Source organism: Pseudarthrobacter sp. 01T43 (assembly GCF_056398665.1).
The window spans coordinates 38,101-55,656 of sequence record NZ_JBFTPV010000015.1 but is presented as its reverse complement, the minus strand read 5'-3'; the positions used below and the strand labels follow the sequence as shown (position 1 = coordinate 55,656).

16 protein-coding genes are annotated in these 17,556 nt (G+C 64.7%); 7 read left to right on the top strand and 9 right to left on the bottom strand.

Annotated features, from left to right (window positions below; translation table 11 throughout):
• Window positions 1-45 precede the first annotated feature (45 nt).
• From rraA to AC1DIM_RS13935, 3 genes are all read left to right on the top strand, one after another.
• Window positions 46-540: a ribonuclease E activity regulator RraA gene (rraA, locus tag AC1DIM_RS13945; protein ID WP_477711095.1), complete on the top strand. Its 495-nt coding sequence runs from the start codon at window positions 46-48 to the stop codon at window positions 538-540.
• 176 nt (window positions 541-716) lie between these two features.
• On the top strand, window positions 717-2,378 hold the full coding sequence (locus AC1DIM_RS13940) for an MDR family MFS transporter (RefSeq protein WP_477711094.1): 1,662 nt from the start codon (window positions 717-719) through the stop codon (window positions 2,376-2,378).
• 212 nt (window positions 2,379-2,590) lie between these two features.
• On the top strand, window positions 2,591-4,030 hold the full coding sequence (locus AC1DIM_RS13935) for a sugar porter family MFS transporter (RefSeq protein ID WP_477711093.1): 1,440 nt from the start codon (window positions 2,591-2,593) through the stop codon (window positions 4,028-4,030).
• 68 nt (window positions 4,031-4,098) lie between these two features.
• Here AC1DIM_RS13935 and AC1DIM_RS13930 read toward each other — a convergent pair whose 3' ends face one another.
• Together AC1DIM_RS13930 and AC1DIM_RS13925 are read right to left on the bottom strand one after the other, a co-directional pair.
• A complete protein-coding gene (locus AC1DIM_RS13930) occupies window positions 4,099-4,395 on the bottom strand; it encodes a hypothetical protein (RefSeq protein WP_477711092.1) in 297 nt (98 codons plus the stop codon).
• Between the two features lie 147 nt (window positions 4,396-4,542).
• Complete coding sequence (locus AC1DIM_RS13925; RefSeq protein ID WP_477711091.1) at window positions 4,543-5,064, bottom strand: N-acetyltransferase family protein; 522 nt, start codon at window positions 5,062-5,064, stop codon at window positions 4,543-4,545.
• 95 nt (window positions 5,065-5,159) lie between these two features.
• On the opposite strand from AC1DIM_RS13925, the gene AC1DIM_RS13920 reads away from it, so the two are divergent.
• Both AC1DIM_RS13920 and AC1DIM_RS13915 read left to right on the top strand, forming a co-directional pair.
• The gene (locus AC1DIM_RS13920; protein WP_477711090.1) at window positions 5,160-6,632 is read left to right on the top strand and encodes an amino acid permease; all 1,473 of its coding nucleotides are present in this window, start codon (window positions 5,160-5,162) and stop codon (window positions 6,630-6,632) included.
• A 220-nt stretch (window positions 6,633-6,852) separates the two neighbouring features.
• Window positions 6,853-7,152, top strand: a complete 300-nt coding sequence (locus tag AC1DIM_RS13915; protein ID WP_477711089.1) for a hypothetical protein — start codon at window positions 6,853-6,855, stop codon at window positions 7,150-7,152.
• Window positions 7,153-7,267: 115 nt separating this feature from the next.
• Here AC1DIM_RS13915 and AC1DIM_RS13910 read toward each other — a convergent pair whose 3' ends face one another.
• The 7 genes from AC1DIM_RS13910 to AC1DIM_RS13880 form a co-directional block, all read right to left on the bottom strand.
• A complete protein-coding gene (locus AC1DIM_RS13910; protein WP_477711088.1) occupies window positions 7,268-8,026 on the bottom strand; it encodes an iron ABC transporter ATP-binding protein in 759 nt (252 codons plus the stop codon).
• The gene (locus tag AC1DIM_RS13905; RefSeq protein ID WP_477711087.1) at window positions 8,023-9,066 is read right to left on the bottom strand and encodes an iron chelate uptake ABC transporter family permease subunit; all 1,044 of its coding nucleotides are present in this window, start codon (window positions 9,064-9,066) and stop codon (window positions 8,023-8,025) included. The genes AC1DIM_RS13910 and AC1DIM_RS13905 overlap by 4 nt, the downstream gene beginning before the upstream one ends.
• Window positions 9,059-10,081: an ABC transporter permease gene (locus tag AC1DIM_RS13900; protein ID WP_477711086.1), complete on the bottom strand. Its 1,023-nt coding sequence runs from the start codon at window positions 10,079-10,081 to the stop codon at window positions 9,059-9,061. Before AC1DIM_RS13900 ends, AC1DIM_RS13905 begins: the two co-directional genes overlap by 8 nt.
• A gap of 41 nt (window positions 10,082-10,122) precedes the next feature.
• Entirely contained in the window at window positions 10,123-11,070 is a 948-nt protein-coding gene (locus tag AC1DIM_RS13895; RefSeq protein WP_477711085.1) for a siderophore ABC transporter substrate-binding protein, read from the bottom strand.
• Between the two features lie 244 nt (window positions 11,071-11,314).
• Entirely contained in the window at window positions 11,315-12,478 is a 1,164-nt protein-coding gene (locus AC1DIM_RS13890; protein ID WP_477711084.1) for a mannitol-1-phosphate 5-dehydrogenase, read from the bottom strand.
• Entirely contained in the window at window positions 12,478-14,544 is a 2,067-nt protein-coding gene (locus AC1DIM_RS13885) for a PTS mannitol transporter subunit IICBA (protein ID WP_477711083.1), read from the bottom strand. Before AC1DIM_RS13885 ends, AC1DIM_RS13890 begins: the two co-directional genes overlap by 1 nt.
• A 59-nt stretch (window positions 14,545-14,603) precedes the next feature.
• Entirely contained in the window at window positions 14,604-15,332 is a 729-nt protein-coding gene (locus AC1DIM_RS13880) for a TetR/AcrR family transcriptional regulator (protein WP_477711082.1), read from the bottom strand.
• Between the two features lie 161 nt (window positions 15,333-15,493).
• On the opposite strand from AC1DIM_RS13880, the gene ptsP reads away from it, so the two are divergent.
• The gene (gene ptsP / locus AC1DIM_RS13875) at window positions 15,494-17,179 is read left to right on the top strand and encodes a phosphoenolpyruvate--protein phosphotransferase (protein WP_477711081.1); all 1,686 of its coding nucleotides are present in this window, start codon (window positions 15,494-15,496) and stop codon (window positions 17,177-17,179) included.
• 61 nt (window positions 17,180-17,240) lie between these two features.
• Window positions 17,241-17,519 carry an HPr family phosphocarrier protein gene (locus tag AC1DIM_RS13870; RefSeq protein ID WP_477711080.1) on the top strand — a complete coding sequence of 93 codons (279 nt, stop codon included), beginning with the start codon at window positions 17,241-17,243 and terminating at the stop codon, window positions 17,517-17,519.
• Window positions 17,520-17,556 lie beyond the last annotated feature (37 nt).

Sequence of the window (17,556 nt, the reverse complement as noted above, 5' to 3'; positions counted from 1 at the left end):
CAGCGGGGCGCCCCGAACACGACCCACCGGACACTTGGAGATGCAATGAACGCACCCGCACCAAGCCCCAACCAGACCGTCAATACCGCCGACCTGTACGACGAGCGCGGCGATGAACTCGCATCCGTGTCCCTCCAGTTCCAGTCCCTGGGCGGCCGTTCCCATTTCAGCGGCCCGGTCCGGACCATCCGGTGCTTCCAGGACAACGGCCTGGTGAAGTCCACGCTGGCCACGCCGGGCAACGGTGCGGTGCTGGTGGTGGACGGCGGCGGCTCCCTGGGCACAGCCCTGATGGGGGACATGATTGCCGGCAGCGCCGTCGCCAATGGGTGGGCCGGCGTCGTCATTAACGGTGCCATCCGCGACCGCGAGGCGATCGCGGGGATGGATCTCGGCGTTAAGGCGCTGGGCAGCAATCCGCGCAAGAGCACCAAGGCCAACGCGGGCGAGGTTGATGTGGACGTGGTGATCGACGGCGTAACTTTCCGTTCCGGCGTCACCGTCTGGTGCGATCCGGACGGCATCCTCGTGGAACGCTAATCCCCGGCAACGAGAGGCGGGATCTCGGCGTTTCGGCGCCGGGTTAGCGCCGGGATCCCGCCTCTCGATGAGGCCGGACAGGAAATATTGGGCTCCCGGGAACAATCAGGGAAGTAACATAGTTACTGAAAGCAACTATCAAGCTTAATCACCCCTTTTTCTTCCTTGGAGAAGCCATGTCCAAAACTTCCGCTGTGCGTGCCGCCGGCGAAACCCTGACGCAGCGTCAGGTCGTCACCGTGATGGTGGGTCTGATGCTGGGCATGTTCCTGGCATCCCTTGACCAGACCATCGTGTCCACCTCGATCTACACCATCGCCAACGACCTCGACGGCCTGTCCCTCCAGGCCTGGGCCACGACGGCCTACCTGATCACGTCCACTGTGAGCACACCGCTCTACGGCAAGCTGAGCGACATTTTCGGCCGCCGCCCGCTGTACCTGACCGCAATCGTGATCTTCCTGGCCGGGTCGCTGTACGCCGGCTCCGTGCACTCGATGACGGAACTGGCCATCGCCCGCGGCGTCCAGGGCCTGGGCGCCGGCGGCCTGCTGGCCCTCGCGCTGACCATCATCGGCGACATTGTGTCCCTGAAGGACCGGGCCAAATACCAGGGCTACTTCATGTCGGTGTTCGGCATCTCCTCGGTCCTGGGCCCCGTGGTGGGCGGCGCGTTCGCCGGTTCCGCCAACATCCTGGGCTTTGACGGCTGGCGCTGGGTGTTCTTCATCAACCTGCCCATTGGGCTGGCCGCCCTGACAGTGGTGTTCCTGTTCCTGCACCTGCCGGCGAAGCACATGAAGCAGAAGATCGACTACTGGGGCGCGGCGGCCATCACACTCGCCATCGTGCCGCTGCTTCTGGTTGCCGAGCAGGGACGCAGCTGGGGCTGGACATCCCTGAACTCCTTCCTCTGCTATGGCTTGGGCGTGGTGGGCATCGCCTGGTTCCTGCTGGCCGAGAAGCGCGCCGGGGACTACGCCCTGATCCCGCTTCGACTCTTCCGAAACACTACGTTCGGGCTCTCCTCGCTGCTGAACTTCATCATCGGCATCGGGATGTTCGGTGCGATCGCCATGCTCCCGATGTACCTCCAGCTGGTCAAGGGACTGACGCCCACGGAGGCGGGGCTCATGATGATCACGTTTACCGTAGGCATTCTGACGGGTTCCATTACCGCCGGACGCACCATCTCGGCGTCGGGCACGTACCGGATCTTCCCCATCCTGGGCACGGGCATCCTGACCGTTGCCGCCGTGACCATGGGCCTGTCCCTCGGGGTGGACACCGGTCTCTGGGTTCCGGGCGTGATCGCGGTGTTCTTTGGCATGGGACTGGGTTTCTGCATGCAGCCGCTTACTTTGGCCATGCAGGTTTCCGTGCCGCCGAAAGACATGGGCGTGGGCACCTCGTCCGCAGCCTTCTTCCGGTCCATGGGCGGTGCGGTGGGTACGGCCGTGTTCATCTCCATGTTGTTCAGCGTGGCGGCAAGCCGGATTGCGGACGGCATGAAGTCGGCCATGTCCAGCGCCGACTACCAGGCCGTTCTCAAGGACCCGGCCGTGGCCGCGGACCCTGCCAACGCCAAGCTGTACGCGTTCTTCCAGAACGGCGCCTCGAACGATTCGCTCAATGACACCAGCTGGCTCCACTCCGCCAACAGCGTGCTCACCCGTCCCATCACTGAGGGCTTCGCCGGCGCGATCGACGCGGTCATGATCACCGCCGCCGTTCTCACCGGCATCGCATTCCTCATCAGCTTCGCGCTGCCGAAGAAGAAGCTGACGGATCCGAAAGCTGCCCCGCGGGCAGACGCAGCTGCGGTGGCAGCCCACTAAGTCCGGCGCACTCAGCCCCCGGTTCCGGAACTGAGGACGACGACGGCGGGCCGCCCGCCGTCGTCGTCTTTTGTACGGCCCCGCATGGGTTTCTGAGTGGAACGTTGGGCGGTGGCGTGCCACACTGGCACGTGCACCCCGGCCATTTCGGCCGGTACCGCAGCCGACGACGTCCGCACCCCAGCCACCCACCCCCAAGCCGAGGGAGCATCATGCCCACCGCCAAGGAGCAGACAACCGCCAAAATACCGCAGCGGGTGATCTGGCTGGCACTCGCAGGCGCGGTGGGCGGCTTCCTGTTCGGCTTCGACTCCTCCGTGGTGAACGGCGCCGTGGATGCCATCAAGAACGAGTTCGCGCTCTCCGAGGCTGTTACCGGCTTCGCCGTGGCCATCGCCCTGTTGGGCTGCGCCGCCGGCGCCTTCCTCGCCGGCAAGGTCGCCGACCGTTACGGCCGCATCCCCGCGATGAAGATCGGTGCTTTGCTGTTCCTGATCAGTGCGATCGGGACGGGCTTCGCGTTCGGCGTTTGGGACCTGATCTTCTGGCGCCTGGTGGGCGGCCTGGGCATTGGCCTGGCATCGGTGATCGCGCCGGCCTACATTTCCGAGATTTCCCCGCGGCAGGTCCGTGGCCGCCTGGCCTCGCTGCAGCAGCTGGCCATCACCACGGGTATCTTCGCCGCGCTGATGTCCGATGCACTCTTTGCCACCAGTGCCGGCGGCGCGGACCAGTCGTTCTGGCTGGGCATGGAAGCCTGGCGTTGGATGTTCCTCGCCGCCGCTGTTCCTGCCGTGGTTTACGGCGTGATCGCCTACACGCTCCCCGAATCCCCGCGGTTCCTCCTGTTCCAGGGCAAGGAAGAGGAGGCCCGGAAAGTCTTCGACTCCATCGCCCCGTCCGAGGACACCGACCGGCACATCCGCGAGATCCAGGACGCCATCGAAGAGGACAAACTGGCCGGCCAGAAGGGCTCGCTCCGCGGCAAGGCGTTGGGCCTGCAGGCGGTGGTCTGGGTGGGCATCATCCTCTCCGTCCTGCAGCAGTTCGTGGGCATCAACGTGATCTTCTACTACTCCACCACCCTGTGGAAGGCCGTGGGTTTCCAGGAGAAGGACTCGCTCACCATCTCCGTGGCCACGTCCATCACCAACATCCTGGTGACCCTGGTAGCCATCGCCCTGGTGGACCGGATCGGCCGCCGCCCCATTCTCCTCGCCGGGTCCATCGGCATGGCGGTCTCGCTGGGCACCATGGCCCTGGCCTTCTCCTCGGCCGTGGGTTCCGGCGCGGAAATCTCGCTGCCCGGGGCCTGGGGTCCGATTGCGCTCGTGGCGGCCAACGTCTTTGTGATCAGCTTCGGCGCCTCCTGGGGGCCCTTGGTGTGGGTCCTGCTCGGTGAGATTTTCCCGTCCCGGATCCGCGCCCGCGCCCTTGGCCTGGCCGCGGCCGCCCAATGGGTGGCCAACTTTGCCATCACCCTGAGCTTCCCCGTCATGGCCGCCGCGTCGCTGCCGCTGACTTACGCCATGTACGCGCTGTTCGCCGCGGCGTCGTTCTTCTTTGTCATGTTCAAGGTGCCGGAGACCAACGGCATGTCACTGGAGCAGGCGGAGACGCTGTTTGTGCCGAAGGGATCGAAGAAGGCTTAGTCCACGCCTGAGCCGACGCCGGTGCCTGTGGCCGCCTCAAGCAGCCACGCGCCGTCGGAAGATCGATTTCAGGCGCCGTTGCCGGCGGTGAAGTAATTGTGAACCTCATGGAAAGTCATCTTCGGCGGCCCGGCGAAACCGGCCTCCGCGGTGAGCGGGCCCATCTTGTCCCGGGCAAAGGCATCGAACTTCTCCCGGCTCTCCCAAACGTCCGTGACCAGCAGGCCCTTCTCCGTCATCGTTGCCCAATGGGAGAGGGATCCATCAGGGCCGGGTCCGCCCGGGGTTAGTCCCATCAACCTGTTGACCTGGTCATAGTGGTCAAGGTTGGTGCCCTCAAACTCCATGATTATTGCAACCGCCATAACGACTCCTTTGTCGTGCAGGCCACCTACGAGGGCGGACCGCGAATGGATAGATAGGGCCTTGTCTACGCCGGGCACCCCTTACCGTCAAGAGGCAGCCAGAGCCGAGGCACTGCAGCCACCGCGTTCCCAACGCTCTCTCACCTTTCAGAGCGTGAGCTTCATGCCCTCGTGGCTCGCGTCAAAGCCCAGACGCTCGTAGAACCGGTGGGCGGCCGTCCGGGACTTGTGCGTGGTCAGTTGCATCAGTGTGCAACCACGACGCCGGGACTCGTCGATTGCCCACCGCACCATCAGGTTCCCGATGCCTTGGCCTCGGAGACTCCCAGCCACGCGGACGGCTTCGATCTGCGAGCGCCAGGCGCCCTGGCGGGAGATGCCGGGCAGGAAACTCAACTGGAAAGTCGCCACCACGGGACCGGCTGCTGTCCCGGGCGGCACCACCTCCCCGACGATCAGCAGATGGGACGGGTCGGCGTCGATCGCTGCGTAGGCCTGCTCGTAAGGTGCCATATCTTCTCCCACTTCACGGGCGGCGCCCATGGCATCATCTGCCAGCAGGGCAACAATGGCAGGCAGGTCGGTAGGTGACGCGAGGCGTAGGCGGAAAGTCCCGCCGTCGACGTCGGCGGTCAACAAGAGGGTGGGCGCATCTGGGGTCCGGGTCACGCCACCAGCATTCCATAGGCACCGGTATACGGTGGTAACGCTGATTTTGTAACCGCCGTCACCCTTACCGGCGGACCATCCGAAGGATTTTGCACATGTCTGACCAGACAACCACGGGGCAGAGAACTGCCTCCAGCCGGGACAGCGAGCCCCACCTTTCACGCTCGCTGAGCAACCGGCACATCCAGCTCCTGGCCATCGGCGGCGCGATTGGCACCGGCCTGTTTATGGGCTCCGGCAAGACCATTTCGGTGGCCGGCCCCTCCGTGATCTTTGTGTACATGATCATCGGCTTCATGCTGTTCTTCGTTATGCGCGCCATGGGCCAGCTGCTGCTCTCCAACCTGAACTACAAGTCCTTCAGCGACTTCGCCGGCGACCTCCTGGGCCCGTGGGCGGGATTCTTCACCGGCTGGACCTACTGGTTCTGCTGGGTGGTGACGGGCGTCGCCGACGTGATTGCGATCGCCGGGTACGCCAACGAGCTGTGGCCCGGCGTCCAGCTGTGGATCCCCGGCGTCGCCACCATCGTCATCCTGCTGCTGCTCAACCTGCCCACCGTCAAGGCGTTCGGTGAGACTGAGTTCTGGTTCGCCCTCATCAAGATTGTTGCCATCGTGGCCCTGATCGTCGTTGGCCTGGTGATGATCTTCACCGGCTTCACCTCCAACGCCGGCACGGCAAGCTTCACCAACCTGTGGAGCCATGGCGGATTCTTTCCCAAGGAGTTCATGGGCTTCGTGGCGGGCTTCCAGATCGCCGTCTTCGCATTTGTGGGTATTGAGCTCGTAGGCACCGCCGCCGCCGAAACCAAGAACCCGGAGCACAACCTGCCCCGCGCGATCAACGCCATTCCCCTGCGCGTCATGCTCTTCTACGTAGGCGCCCTCATCATCCTGATGTCCGTCACACCGTGGACCGAGTTCCAGGCCGGACACAGCCCCTTCATCGGCATGTTCTCCCTGGCCGGCCTGGGCATGGCCGCCATGGTGGTCAACCTTGTGGTCCTGACGTCCGCAATGTCCTCCGCCAACTCCGGCATCTACTCCACGTCGCGCATGGTGTTTGGGCTGGCCCAGGACGGCGACGCCCCGAGGCTCTTCGGCCGCCTTTCAAGCCGCAAGGTTCCGCAGAACGCCCTGTTCCTGTCCTGTGTGCTGCTGCTCGCGGGCGTTGCCCTGCTCTACGCGGGCAAGGACGTAGGGGTGGCGTTCGACATGGTCACCACCGTCTCCGCCGTTTGCTTTATGTTCGTGTGGTCCATCATCCTGGCCAGCTACCTGGCCTTCCGGAAGCGCCGGCCGGAACTGGCGAAGTCATCCGCCTTCAAGATGCCCGGCGGGATTCCGATGGTGTGGGTGGTCTTCGCCTTCTTCGCCTTCCTGCTTTGGGCGCTCACCACACAGCCGGACACGCTGACGGCACTGCTGGTAACCCCGGTGTGGTTCGCGGTCCTGGGCGTGGCGTATGCCGTGGTCCGGAGGACGCCGCTGCACCAGGCCCGGGTGGCCGAGTGGAAGGCAATGGCCGACGCCGAAACCTCCGCCGCGGCCACGTCCACGGTCTGACCCGCACCCTCACCCCACCCCCAGCCCCGAACCCGTTCTCACCTGATGTGGGTTTTTCGGCGACCCTCCCTCACTTTTCTATGGGGGAGGGTTTGCCTTTTCCGCCGGGTTCCGCCGGGTTCCGGCGTAGGCGGGAAGGGTTTCCTTGTGATCCGGTCCGGCCCGTGTTTGGCTAAGGAGCCGGCGCTGGCACAAGTCACTCAATGGGGGAGGGTCTGGAATGGATCACAACGCGGTCTCCGGATTGCCACGGAAAACTCTGCGGGCGGGCATCATCGTGGGTGCCATCGGCGCCTTCTCGGTCATCCTTGCTCCCCAAATCATGCAGTCGCTGACGTTTGGACCGGCCTACTCACAGGCGCTGGGTACGGCCTTCCAGACCCTTTTCCAGCTCGTCACCCTGTTCTTCCTGCCGTTTTCCGCCGCCCTGATCGCCGCCTCACTGGTCATGCGCCACGTCGAAACAGCACTCGCTCGAAGGCTGCCAGCACCAATCGACGGTCCGCAGCCCATGGACTAGGCCCACCACTTCAGCCAGAAACGACCACGACGGCGGCACTCATGGTGAGTGCCGCCGTCGTGCGTTTAAGTGCAACAGGGTTGCGGAAAGGCCACATTAGGTGAGAGAGCGTCGGTCACGCAAAGTAGACGCCGATGCGGTTGCCGTCGATCTCCTCGATCCGGATGTCGATGTCGTAGACGTCGTGCAGCATCGCGGCCTGCATGATCTGCGCCGGGCTTCCCTGGTGGATGAGGCGGCCGTTCTTCATGGCAAGGATGGTGTCCGAGTAGCAGGACGCGAAGTTGATGTCGTGGACCACCAGGACGATGGTTTTGCCCAGTTCGTCGGCCAGCCGGCGCAGCAGGCGCATCATCTCCACGGAGTGCTTCATGTCCAGGTTGTTCAGCGGCTCGTCCAGGAGTAGGTACTCGGTGTCCTGGGCCAGGACCATGGCGATGTAGGCGCGCTGCCGCTGGCCCCCGGAGAGCTCGTCCACGAACTTGTCCGCCATGGCCGTCAGGTCCAGCTGCCGGATGGATTCCTCCACCGCGGAAAGGTCCTCCACGGTGGGCCGGCCGCCCGAGTGCGGGAACCGGCCGAACGCCACCAGGTCGCGGACGGTCAGCCGCATGGTCAGGTGGTTCTCCTGGCGCAGGATCGCCATGGTCCGGGCCAGGTCACGGCTGGGCGTTGCCGCGACGTCCAGCCCCGCCACGGTCACGGCACCGCTTTCCAAGGGCTGAAGCCGGCTGATCAGCGACAGTAGCGTGGACTTGCCGGCGCCGTTGGGCCCGATGATGGACGTGATGCCGCCGCGGGGAATCACGCAAGTGACGTCGTCGAGGACCTGCTGGCCGCCATAGCTTTTCGAGACGTTCCGGACGTCAATCATTTCAGCGAGCCTTTCAGGAGTAGGTAGAGAAACAGGATGCCGCCGGCGAACTCGATGACGACGCTCAGCGCGGTGGCAAAACCGAAGACCCGTTCAAGAATCAGCTGTCCGCCCACCAGAGCCACGGCACCGATCAGCACCACGATCGGGAGCAGCCGGGCGTGGTTGAAGCCGCGGCAGAGCTGGTAGCCGAGGCTGACCACCAGCAGTCCGAAAAACGTCACCGGGCCCACCAGTGCGGTTGACACGGCCACCAGCAGGGAACACGCCAGCAGGATCCGCATGACCACGCGGCGGTGGTCCACCCCCACGTTGATAGCCAGCTCGCGGCCCAGAGCCAGGACGTCCAGGGTGTGCCGTGCCCGCCACACACCCACACAGACGGCGGCGATGATCACGGCGGAGACCCCCAGCAGCGCCGGATCCACGTTGTTGAAGCTGGCGAAGAAGAGGTCCTGCAGGATGATGAATTCGCTCGGGTTCATGAGCCGCTGCAGCAGCGAGGAGAATCCCCGGAAGAGGCTGCCCAGGATGATGCCCACCAGCAGCAGCAGGTGCAGCGAACGGGTGGCGCCGGTGAACATCCACCGGTACAGCAGCGCGCTGAAGGCAACCATCAGCACCACCTCGACGGCGAACTGAAGCGTTGCGGGCGCCGCTGTGACCGCCGCGGCACTCACCGTGAACACGAGCGCCGTCTGCACCAGGATGTAGAGCGAGTCGAAACCCATGATGGAGGGCGTCAGGATCCGGTTTGCCGTGACGGTCTGGAACAACAGCGTGGAAACGCCCACTGCCACGGCCACCAGCAGCATCGCGGCCACCTTCAGGGCGCGGCGGGGAAGCACGTAGCCCACGTTGCCTTTGAGGTCGCTGAACAGGAAGAACACGACGGCGGCAACGGTGGCGGCGAGCAGGATGCCTATCACCAGCTTGGGCGGGGCAGTCCGGATGCTGTTTCGCAGGCGTGCAAGGGGCTTGAACGGGGCGGGTTTCGGGGTGGCCGTCTTAGGCGTGTTGGATACGGCAGTTTCAGGCATTGCGTTTCCTCAGGATCAGGACGAGGAACAGGATGGCTCCTACCACGGCCATCACCATGCCCACTGGAACCTCGTACGGATAGCGGATGGTGCGGCCGATGATGTCGCAGACCAGCACAAATCCTGCCCCGAAGAGAGCAGTCCAGGGCACGGCGCGGCGCAGGTTGTCGCCGAACAGGAGGGAGACGATATTGGGCACCACCAGGCCGAGGAAGGGCACAGCGCCCACGGTGGTCACCACCACTGCGGAGATCAGCGAGACAATGACCAGTCCCAGCCGCATGGTGCGCTTGTAGTTGAGGCCGAGGTTGGTGGTGAAGTCCTCCCCCATGCCGGCCACGGTGAACCGGTCGGCGGCCAGCAGCCCCACGAGCACTAGGGCAGCCACAATCCACAGCAGCTCATAGCGCCCGCGGAGCACCCCGGAGAAATCGCCGATCATCCAGTTGCTCAGGGTTTGCAGCAGGTCGTAGCGGTAGGCAAAAAACGTGGTGACGGCGCCAATGACGCCGCCCAGCATGATGCCTACCAGGGGGATCAGGAGCGTGTTCCGGGTGGGCAGGCGCCGCAGGATAGCCAGGAACAGTGCCGTGCCCAGGACAGCGAAAACACTGGCCGCCCCCATCCGGAGCAGGATGGGCGCCGCCGGGATCGCGACGGTGACCACCAGGATGCCCAGGGTGGCGGATTCGACAGTGCCCACGGTGGAGGGCTCCACAAAACGGTTCCGGGCCATCAACTGCATGGTCAGCCCGGCTACGGCCACCGACATTCCGGCGAGGATCACGGCCAGTGTGCGTGGGACCCGGGATATCCAGAAGATCTCGACGGCGGCCGGGTCGCCCGTGAGCAGGCCGGGCAACGACACATCACTGACGCCGACGAACATGCTGACGGTGGCGAGTGCCAGCACAACGGCGGCAGCCGCAGCCAGCCCCGCGTACTCGCGGGACCGGCGGTGGCTTACCGGTGCGGCGGTCCCCACTGCTGTGGCTGTCGCTGTTGTTGCTGCCATGGCTCGGTCAGTCTCTAAGGGCTCAGTCAGTGGCGGAGGGCTCAGGCCACCGAATCGGCAACGGCGTTGACCATCGCTCCGACGTTGTTCAGGCCGTAGCCAACGATGTACCAGGCAGCGGGGTCCAGGCTGATGACCTTGTTGTTCTTTGCGGCGTTGGTGGACCGGACCAGCTCGTTGTCCAGGACCGGGTTGGCGGCAGCCGCGGCGGAGCCGATGGCGGTGTCGCGGTTGATCACGTAGAGCAGGTCGGGGTTGACCTGCTTGATGTATTCGAAGGACACGGACTCGCCGTGGCTGCCCTCAGCCTTGACGTCAGCTGCAGTGGGGACGCCCAGGACGTCGTGGATGATGCCGAAGCGGGAGCCGGCGCCGTAGGCGGTCACTTCGCCGCCGGAAGTCAGGACGATGAGGCCCTTGCCGGCATTGGGAGCCTTGGCCTTGGTTGCGGTGATGGTGGCGTCAACGGCGGCCAGCTTCGCATCCACGTCGGCTGACTTGCTGAAGATGGTGCCCAGTTTCCTGGCCTGGTCCTTGAAGCTTTCCAAAGGGTTCGCCGCATCGATGGACAGGTCGATGGTGGGGGCGATCTTGCTCAGTTCCGCATAGGCTCCGGCGGTTCGGCCGGAGATGATGATGAGGTCCGGCGCGCCCGCGCTGACGGCTTCAAAGTCGGGTTCCTTCAGCGAACCGATTTTGTCGTACTTCGCGTCCGCGTACTTGGCGAGCGACGCGGGGTAGCTGGCCTCGGGAACGCCCGCAGGTTCCACACCGAGCGCATCGAGGGTGTCCAGGACGCCGAGGTCGAACGTGAAGACCTTTTCCGGGTTGACCGGCACGTTGGCTGTGCTGCCCTGGGCGTGCTCCACCGTAACGCTGGCTCCCTCGGCGGCGGGGGTCGCGGTGGCGTTGCCGCCGCACGCAGTCGTGGTCAGAAGCGCCGCTCCCGCAGCCAGTGCCCCCAGGTAGCTCGAAAGCTTCTTCTTCACGTCAATCTCCAGTCCAGTAATAACGTCACATGTTTGTGGCCTAATGTCCCTGAACTTTATAAGTAAGGTAAGGCTAACTTCAAAACGTAACGCCACTTTTGGACTAATTGTGAGTGGGATCACAACGTACGACGCCGGCACTCGGGTGAGTGCCGGCGTCGTAGTTTGGTGCGAGAGGGCTGCCGCAAAAACCGCATTAACTACGGGAAGGTGCCCGGAAAACCCGCATTGAGTGAGAGAGCGTTTAGGCCGGGGCCTTTGCCCCTTCCGCCTGCCGCTCCTCCACCAGAGTGGACACGGCCGCGAACAGCGGGTGGTCGGGCGCCAGCCCCGTAATCCGGGCCGTGGCATCCGCAGACGATGAGGACGCCAAGACCTGCGCAAGTTCGGTGGCCTCGGCATCGGCGGGGTCGTTGAAGCGCAGGGCCGCAGCAATGGCACCCAGCAGCGCCTCCGGGACGATGCCCCGCTCGGCCAGCTCAGCAGCCGGGCCGATGAACCGCTCATGCCGGCCGAGTTTCCGCATCGGCGCACGGCCCACGCGGGTCACGGTATCCGGTAGGTGCGGGTTGGAGAACCGGACCAGGATCTTCTGGACGTAGGCCTCCTGCTCATCGTTGGTGAAGCCGTGCTTGGCCACGAGCAGCTGCTTGGTCTCTTCCAGGACCGCCCGGACGTCCTCTGCAACATCCTGATCGGCCATGGCATCGGAGATTTTCTCCAGGCCCGCCTCAAACCCAAAGTACGCCGCAGAAGCGTGCCCGGTGTTCACGGTGAAGAGCTTCCGTTCGATGTACGGCGAGAGCTCGTCCACGAAGGTGGCACCCGGAATCACCGGCGCCGCATCGCCAAAGGCGGTCCGGTCGATGACCCACTCGTAGAACGTCTCCACCGTGACATCCAAGCCCTGACCGGGTTCCTGGTTAGGCACGATCCGGTCCACGGCGGTGTTCGCAAACACCGCCATGGAGTCCAGCGAGCCGGCGGCGTCGTCCCAGAGCGCGGCCACTTCGGTCCGCAGGATGTCCGTGGCGTTGATGGCGTTTTCGCAGGCCATGACCTGCAACGGCGCCAGCCCGACCTCGCGCGCGGCAATGCCCTTGGTGATGGCAGGCGCCACGAACTTCAGGATGTGCGGGCCCACGGCGGTGGTGACGATGTCCGCCGTCGCGATTTCCTGCACCAGATCCGCTTCCTGGGTGGCTGAATTGAGCGCCCGAAAATTGTCCACAGTCCGGACTGTGGGGTTCTCCCCCACCTCGTTGACGTTATAGCTGTCCGCTGCAGCCAGCTGGTCAATGAGGGCATCCACGACGTCGGCGAACACCAGCTCATACCCGGCCTGGTGCAGCAGCAGCCCGACAAACCCGCGGCCGATGTTCCCGGCGCCAAAATGTACGGCCTTCACTATGCGTTGACCTTTCCGAACAGGTCCAGGACTTCTTCGACGGACGTCGCTGCCTCGAGCTGGGCCACCTGGGCCTTGTTGGTGAAGACCTTGGCGATGGAGGACAGGATCTGGAGGTGCTCATTGTTGATGCCGGCCACGCCCACCACGAACTTCACCTGCTTGCCGTTCCAGTCGATGCCATCGGGGTAGCGGATGACTGAGACCGCGGACTTCATGATGTGGTCCTTGGCGGCGTTGGTGCCGTGCGGGATCGCCAGGAAGCTGCCCATGTAGGTGGACACGGACTCTTCACGTTCGTGCATCGCTGCGATGTAGTCCTCGTCCACGGCGCCGCGCTCCAGCAGGAGCCGGCCCGCTTCATCGATGGCGGCGTCGCGGCTGGTGGCGCGGCCGTTGAGGATGACACTGTCCGCCACGAGGATGTCCGACGGCGGTGCAGCGGCTGGTGCAGTACCGCTGTTAGCGGCAGGTGTTGCGTCAACCGGGACGTCGGCCACGTGCGCTCCATGGCCCGCCGCTGCGGCGGCGCCGGCTGTTCCGGCTCCGGCCATGTCAGCCTCGCTGCCGGCTTCCGGCGCGTTGCTTTCCCTGACCAGCTCCACGATCTCGTCGTACCGGGGGCTGTTCATGAAGTTGTCCACGGAGAAGTGCACCGCACTCGAGGTGGCTGGTTTGGCCCGTTCGGTGAGGTCCTGGTGGGTGATCACAACGTCGTACGTGTCGCTGAGGTTGGCGATGGCTGCATTGGTGACCTTGATCTCCGGGAACCCGGCAGCCTTGATCTTGTTCCGCAGCACCGAGGCGCCCATGGCGCTGGAGCCCATTCCGGCGTCGCACGCGAACACGATGTTCCGCACCGGACCGGCCAGCACGGCCGTTCCCACGCCGCCGCCTGCACCGGCGCCCGTCAGGACTGAGGAGACCGAGCTCTTTTTGCCCTTCATGGCCTCCATCTTGGACGTTGCATCGGTAAGGTCAGTCTCGTCGCTGTGCTTGGTGGTCTTCAGGATCACTGAGGCCACCAGGAAGGAAACCGTGGTGGCAAGAATCACCGCGAGGATCACCCCGACGTAGCTGTCACGGGACGTCTGGGCGAGCACGGCGAGGATCGAGCCAGGGGCTGCCGGCGCAACAAGCCCGGAGCCGGTGATGGACAAGGTGGCAATACCGGTCATTCCGCCAGCGATCGCGGCCAGGATCAGCAGCGGGCGCATCAGCACGTACGGGAAGTAGATTTCGTGAATGCCGCCGACGAAGTGGATGAGGGCCGCGCCGGGAGCCGATGCCTTGGCCACACCCTTGCCGAAGAACGTGTACGCCAGCAGGATGCCCAGGCCGGGGCCGGGGTTTGCCTCAAGCAGGAACAGGATGGACTTGCCCTGTTCGAGTGATTGCTGGATGCCCAGCGGGGTCAGCACCCCATGGTTGATGGCGTTGTTCAGGAAAAGCACCTTGGCCGGCTCGATAAAGATGCTGGTGAGCGGGAGCAGGCCGTTGTTCACCAGGAACTGCACCACATTTCCGGCGCCCGTACTGAAAGCCTGCACCAGCGGGGAGATGCCGTAGAAACCAATCATGGCCAAGAACGCACCCCAGATGCCGGCTGAGAAGTTGTTCACCAGCATTTCGAAGCCGGGCCGGATTTTACCGTCCCAGAGGGAGTCGATCTTCTTCATGGTCCAGCCGCCGAGGGGGCCCATGATCATGGCACCGATGAACATCGGGATGCCGGCGCCGACGATGACGCCCATGGTGCCAATGGCTCCCACGACGCCGCCGCGGACGTCATAGACCATCCGGCCACCGGTGTAGGCGATCAGGAGTGGCAGCAGGTAGGTGATCATCGGACCAACGAGGCCGATGTTTGGCTTTCCGTCGGTTTCGCCGAAGCCTCCCAACCCGGGCACCGGGATCCAGCCCTTCTCGATGAAGAGGGCGGTGATGAGGCCCCAAGCGATGAATGCCCCGATGTTGGGCATGATCATTCCGGACAGGAACGTCCCGAATTTCTGGACGCCGACCCGCACGCTGGTGCGGGGTTTTGCAACTGTCTGCGTTGCCATGTGATTTCCTAACCGTCATTCCTGCTGCTGCGCAGGATGGGTCCGATATTTACGACTGTTTACGACGACGTGCTGGTGGAGATTCGGTGGAGCCATTCGAGGAACAGTTTGAGTTCCGAGCTTGAAAGCTGGTCTGAGTGCGATGCCTGGAGCGCTGCGTTCAGGGCGATCGCCGCCACCACCACCGAGGACCTCCCGGAGTCTTCGGCGGATGTTCCTGCGGCCTGCTCGTTGGACACCGCAAAGATCATGGCGTCCCGGGTCATGGTGGACAGTTCAAGGTTCCGTTCGGCGGCGGGCTCCGCTATCAGCATGAGCGTCACGCCTACGTTGGCGGCCAGGATGGACCTGGCTGCTTCGCGTGGCTGGACATTCAACTGGCCCGCAGCCGCTGCCTTGGTCAGCATTTCCTCCAGCAGCGCCTCGGCATCGGCAACGATGGCGGGGCGGCTTTCCGGGCGGATATTGCCGAACATCACCAAATAGAGTTCCGGCTGCTTGAGCCCGAACTGGACGTGGTTGTCCCACATCCGCCGGATGTCCTCCAATGGCTGTCCGGACGGGGCGAAATCCCTCTCGCCCGCAACATATTCCTCAAAACCTGCGGCGACGACGGCGTCGAAGAGACCTTCCTTGTCACCGAAGTGGTGGTACAGGGTGGGCGCCGTAACCCCTGCCAGCTGCGTGATCTGGCGGGTGGATACGGCTGCCCCTGCGGATTTTGCCAGCAACTCTGCAGCTGCTTTGAGCAGTCGCATTTTGGGGGGAAGCTGGCCATCCAAACTCATAGCCGCTACCCTATCACCTATAGCATTGCTATATGAACTGAATCACATACAATTTTTTCAGGCACGTTTCCACCGCCGCACGCAGTAGTCGCGGCACCCCGGCATGGCGCCGGGGCTGTTCCGGGGCGCGCCTGGCTACCGGCAGAGAATGAGGACCTTCAGTGCAGACCTTTTCAGGAGTAGGCGTCAGCCCCGGCCGCATCATCGGAACCCTCCGCCAGATGCCTAAACCCATCAGCGAACCACCCGCTGGCGAGCAACTGGCTGCCGGCATTTCCGCCGAAGAGGCTACCGCAGCCCTGAAGACGGCGTCCCAGGCCGTGCACGACGAACTGAAGGCCCGTGCCGCCCACGCCACGGGTGACGGCAAGGCGGTCCTGGAAGCGACGGCGCTGATGGCCAAGGACACCATGCTGATCAAGGGCGCAGCCAAACTTGTGGCCCGCGGCACCTCGAGTGAGCGGGCCATCTGGGAGTCCGGCGCCTCGGTTTCGGAAATGCTCCACAACCTCGGCGGCTACATGGCTGAAAGAGCTACCGACGTCCTGGACGTCCGCGCCCGCATCGTGGCCGCACTCCGGGGCGTGCCCGCGCCCGGCATTCCCGCCTCCAACACACCCTTCGTCCTGGTGGCAGAAGACCTGGCGCCAGCCGACACTGCCACCTTGGACCCCAACAAGGTCCTTGCACTCGTCACGGCAGGGGGCGGCCCCCAGTCCCACACGGCCATCATTGCCCGCTCCCTCGGCCTTCCCGCCGTTGTTGCCGCAGTAGGCGTGGACGAACTGGCGGACGGCACCGAAGTATTCGTGGACGGCGCCGCCGGCAGCGTCACGTCAGAACCGGATGCCTCCTTCCGTGCCGCAGCGGAGGCGTGGGCAGCAACAGCTTCCCTGCTGTCGGAGTTCACCGGCACGGGCACGACGGCGGATGGCCACCTGGTGCCGCTGCTCGCCAACGTCGGCGGCGGCAAGGACGCGGCAGCTGCCGCGAAGCTGGGGGCCCAGGGTGTGGGGCTGTTCCGCACCGAGTTCTGCTTCCTGGAACGCGACACCGAGCCCAGCGTTGAAGAGCAGGCCGCTGCCTACAAGAGCGTCTTTGACGCCTTCCCGGGCAAAAAGGTGGTCCTGCGCACGCTCGACGCCGGCGCCGACAAACCGCTTCCCTTCCTGACCGACGCAACAGAGCCCAACCCGGCACTCGGCGTCCGCGGCTACCGCACGGACTTCACCACCCCCGGCGTTCTGGACCGCCAGCTGGAAGCAATCGCACTGGCGGAGAAGCAGTCCGAAGCGGACGTCTGGGTCATGGCGCCCATGATCTCCACAGCCGAAGAGGCCGCCCGCTTTGCCGCCATGTGCGCAGACGCCGGCATCAGGACACCCGGCGTCATGGTGGAGGTTCCGTCCGCCGCGCTCACCGCCGAATCCATCCTTCGCGAGGTGGGTTTCGCCAGCCTCGGCACCAACGACCTCACGCAGTACGCCATGGCCGCAGACCGGCAGCTGGGCCCGCTCGCCAATCTGAACACCCCGTGGCAGCCGGCCGTCCTCCGTCTGGTGGGGCTCACGGTGGAAGGATCCCGCGCGGAAGGCAACAACAAGCCCGTGGGCGTCTGCGGTGAGGCTGCCGCTGACCCCGCACTCGCCGTCGTCCTCACCGGGCTGGGAGTCAACACACTGTCCATGACCGCGCGGTCCCTCGCCGCCGTGGCGGCGGTCCTGAAGACGGTCACTCTCGCCGAGGCGCAGGAACTGGCCAAGCTCGCACTGTCCGCGCCGAGCGCCACCGAGGCCCGCGCCTGGGTGCGGGCGAAACTTCCCGTCCTCGAAGAGCTGGGGCTCTAAGCAGAGCGCTCCGGCACCGCGCCGTTTGCCAACCACCACCAAGCACCAACCAGGAGGAACCATGCCCGAACGCATCGCCACCATTGCCAGCCGCTCCGGCCTGCACGCCCGCCCCGCCGCACTCTTCGCCGAGGCCGCCGGGGACGCAGGAGTGGAAGTCACCATTGCCATGCAGGGCGAACCGGCAGACGATGCACTGGACGCTTCCAGCATCCTGTCCCTTATGACGCTTGGCGCGGCCAAAGGCGACGTGGTGGTGCTGCGGGCAGAAGGTGACGGCGCCGACGCGGCGCTGGATTCGTTGGTGAAGCTCCTGGAAACGGACCTCGACGCCGAATAGCTCGGCGCCCCGAAAAGAGCACGACGCCGGCGCTCAC

Coding starts and splice junctions, on each gene's coding strand:
- rraA (WP_477711095.1), top strand. CDS start 46: ATGAACGCACCCGCACCAAGCCCCAACCAGACCGTCAATACCGCCGAC.
- AC1DIM_RS13940 (WP_477711094.1), top strand. CDS start 717: ATGTCCAAAACTTCCGCTGTGCGTGCCGCCGGCGAAACCCTGACGCAG.
- AC1DIM_RS13935 (WP_477711093.1), top strand. CDS start 2,591: ATGCCCACCGCCAAGGAGCAGACAACCGCCAAAATACCGCAGCGGGTG.
- AC1DIM_RS13930 (WP_477711092.1), bottom strand. CDS start 4,395: ATGGCGGTTGCAATAATCATGGAGTTTGAGGGCACCAACCTTGACCAC.
- AC1DIM_RS13920 (WP_477711090.1), top strand. CDS start 5,160: ATGTCTGACCAGACAACCACGGGGCAGAGAACTGCCTCCAGCCGGGAC.
- AC1DIM_RS13915 (WP_477711089.1), top strand. CDS start 6,853: ATGGATCACAACGCGGTCTCCGGATTGCCACGGAAAACTCTGCGGGCG.
- AC1DIM_RS13910 (WP_477711088.1), bottom strand. CDS start 8,026: ATGATTGACGTCCGGAACGTCTCGAAAAGCTATGGCGGCCAGCAGGTC.
- AC1DIM_RS13905 (WP_477711087.1), bottom strand. CDS start 9,066: ATGCCTGAAACTGCCGTATCCAACACGCCTAAGACGGCCACCCCGAAA.
- AC1DIM_RS13900 (WP_477711086.1), bottom strand. CDS start 10,081: ATGGCAGCAACAACAGCGACAGCCACAGCAGTGGGGACCGCCGCACCG.
- AC1DIM_RS13885 (WP_477711083.1), bottom strand. CDS start 14,544: ATGGCAACGCAGACAGTTGCAAAACCCCGCACCAGCGTGCGGGTCGGC.
- AC1DIM_RS13880 (WP_477711082.1), bottom strand. CDS start 15,332: ATGAGTTTGGATGGCCAGCTTCCCCCCAAAATGCGACTGCTCAAAGCA.
- AC1DIM_RS13870 (WP_477711080.1), top strand. CDS start 17,241: ATGCCCGAACGCATCGCCACCATTGCCAGCCGCTCCGGCCTGCACGCC.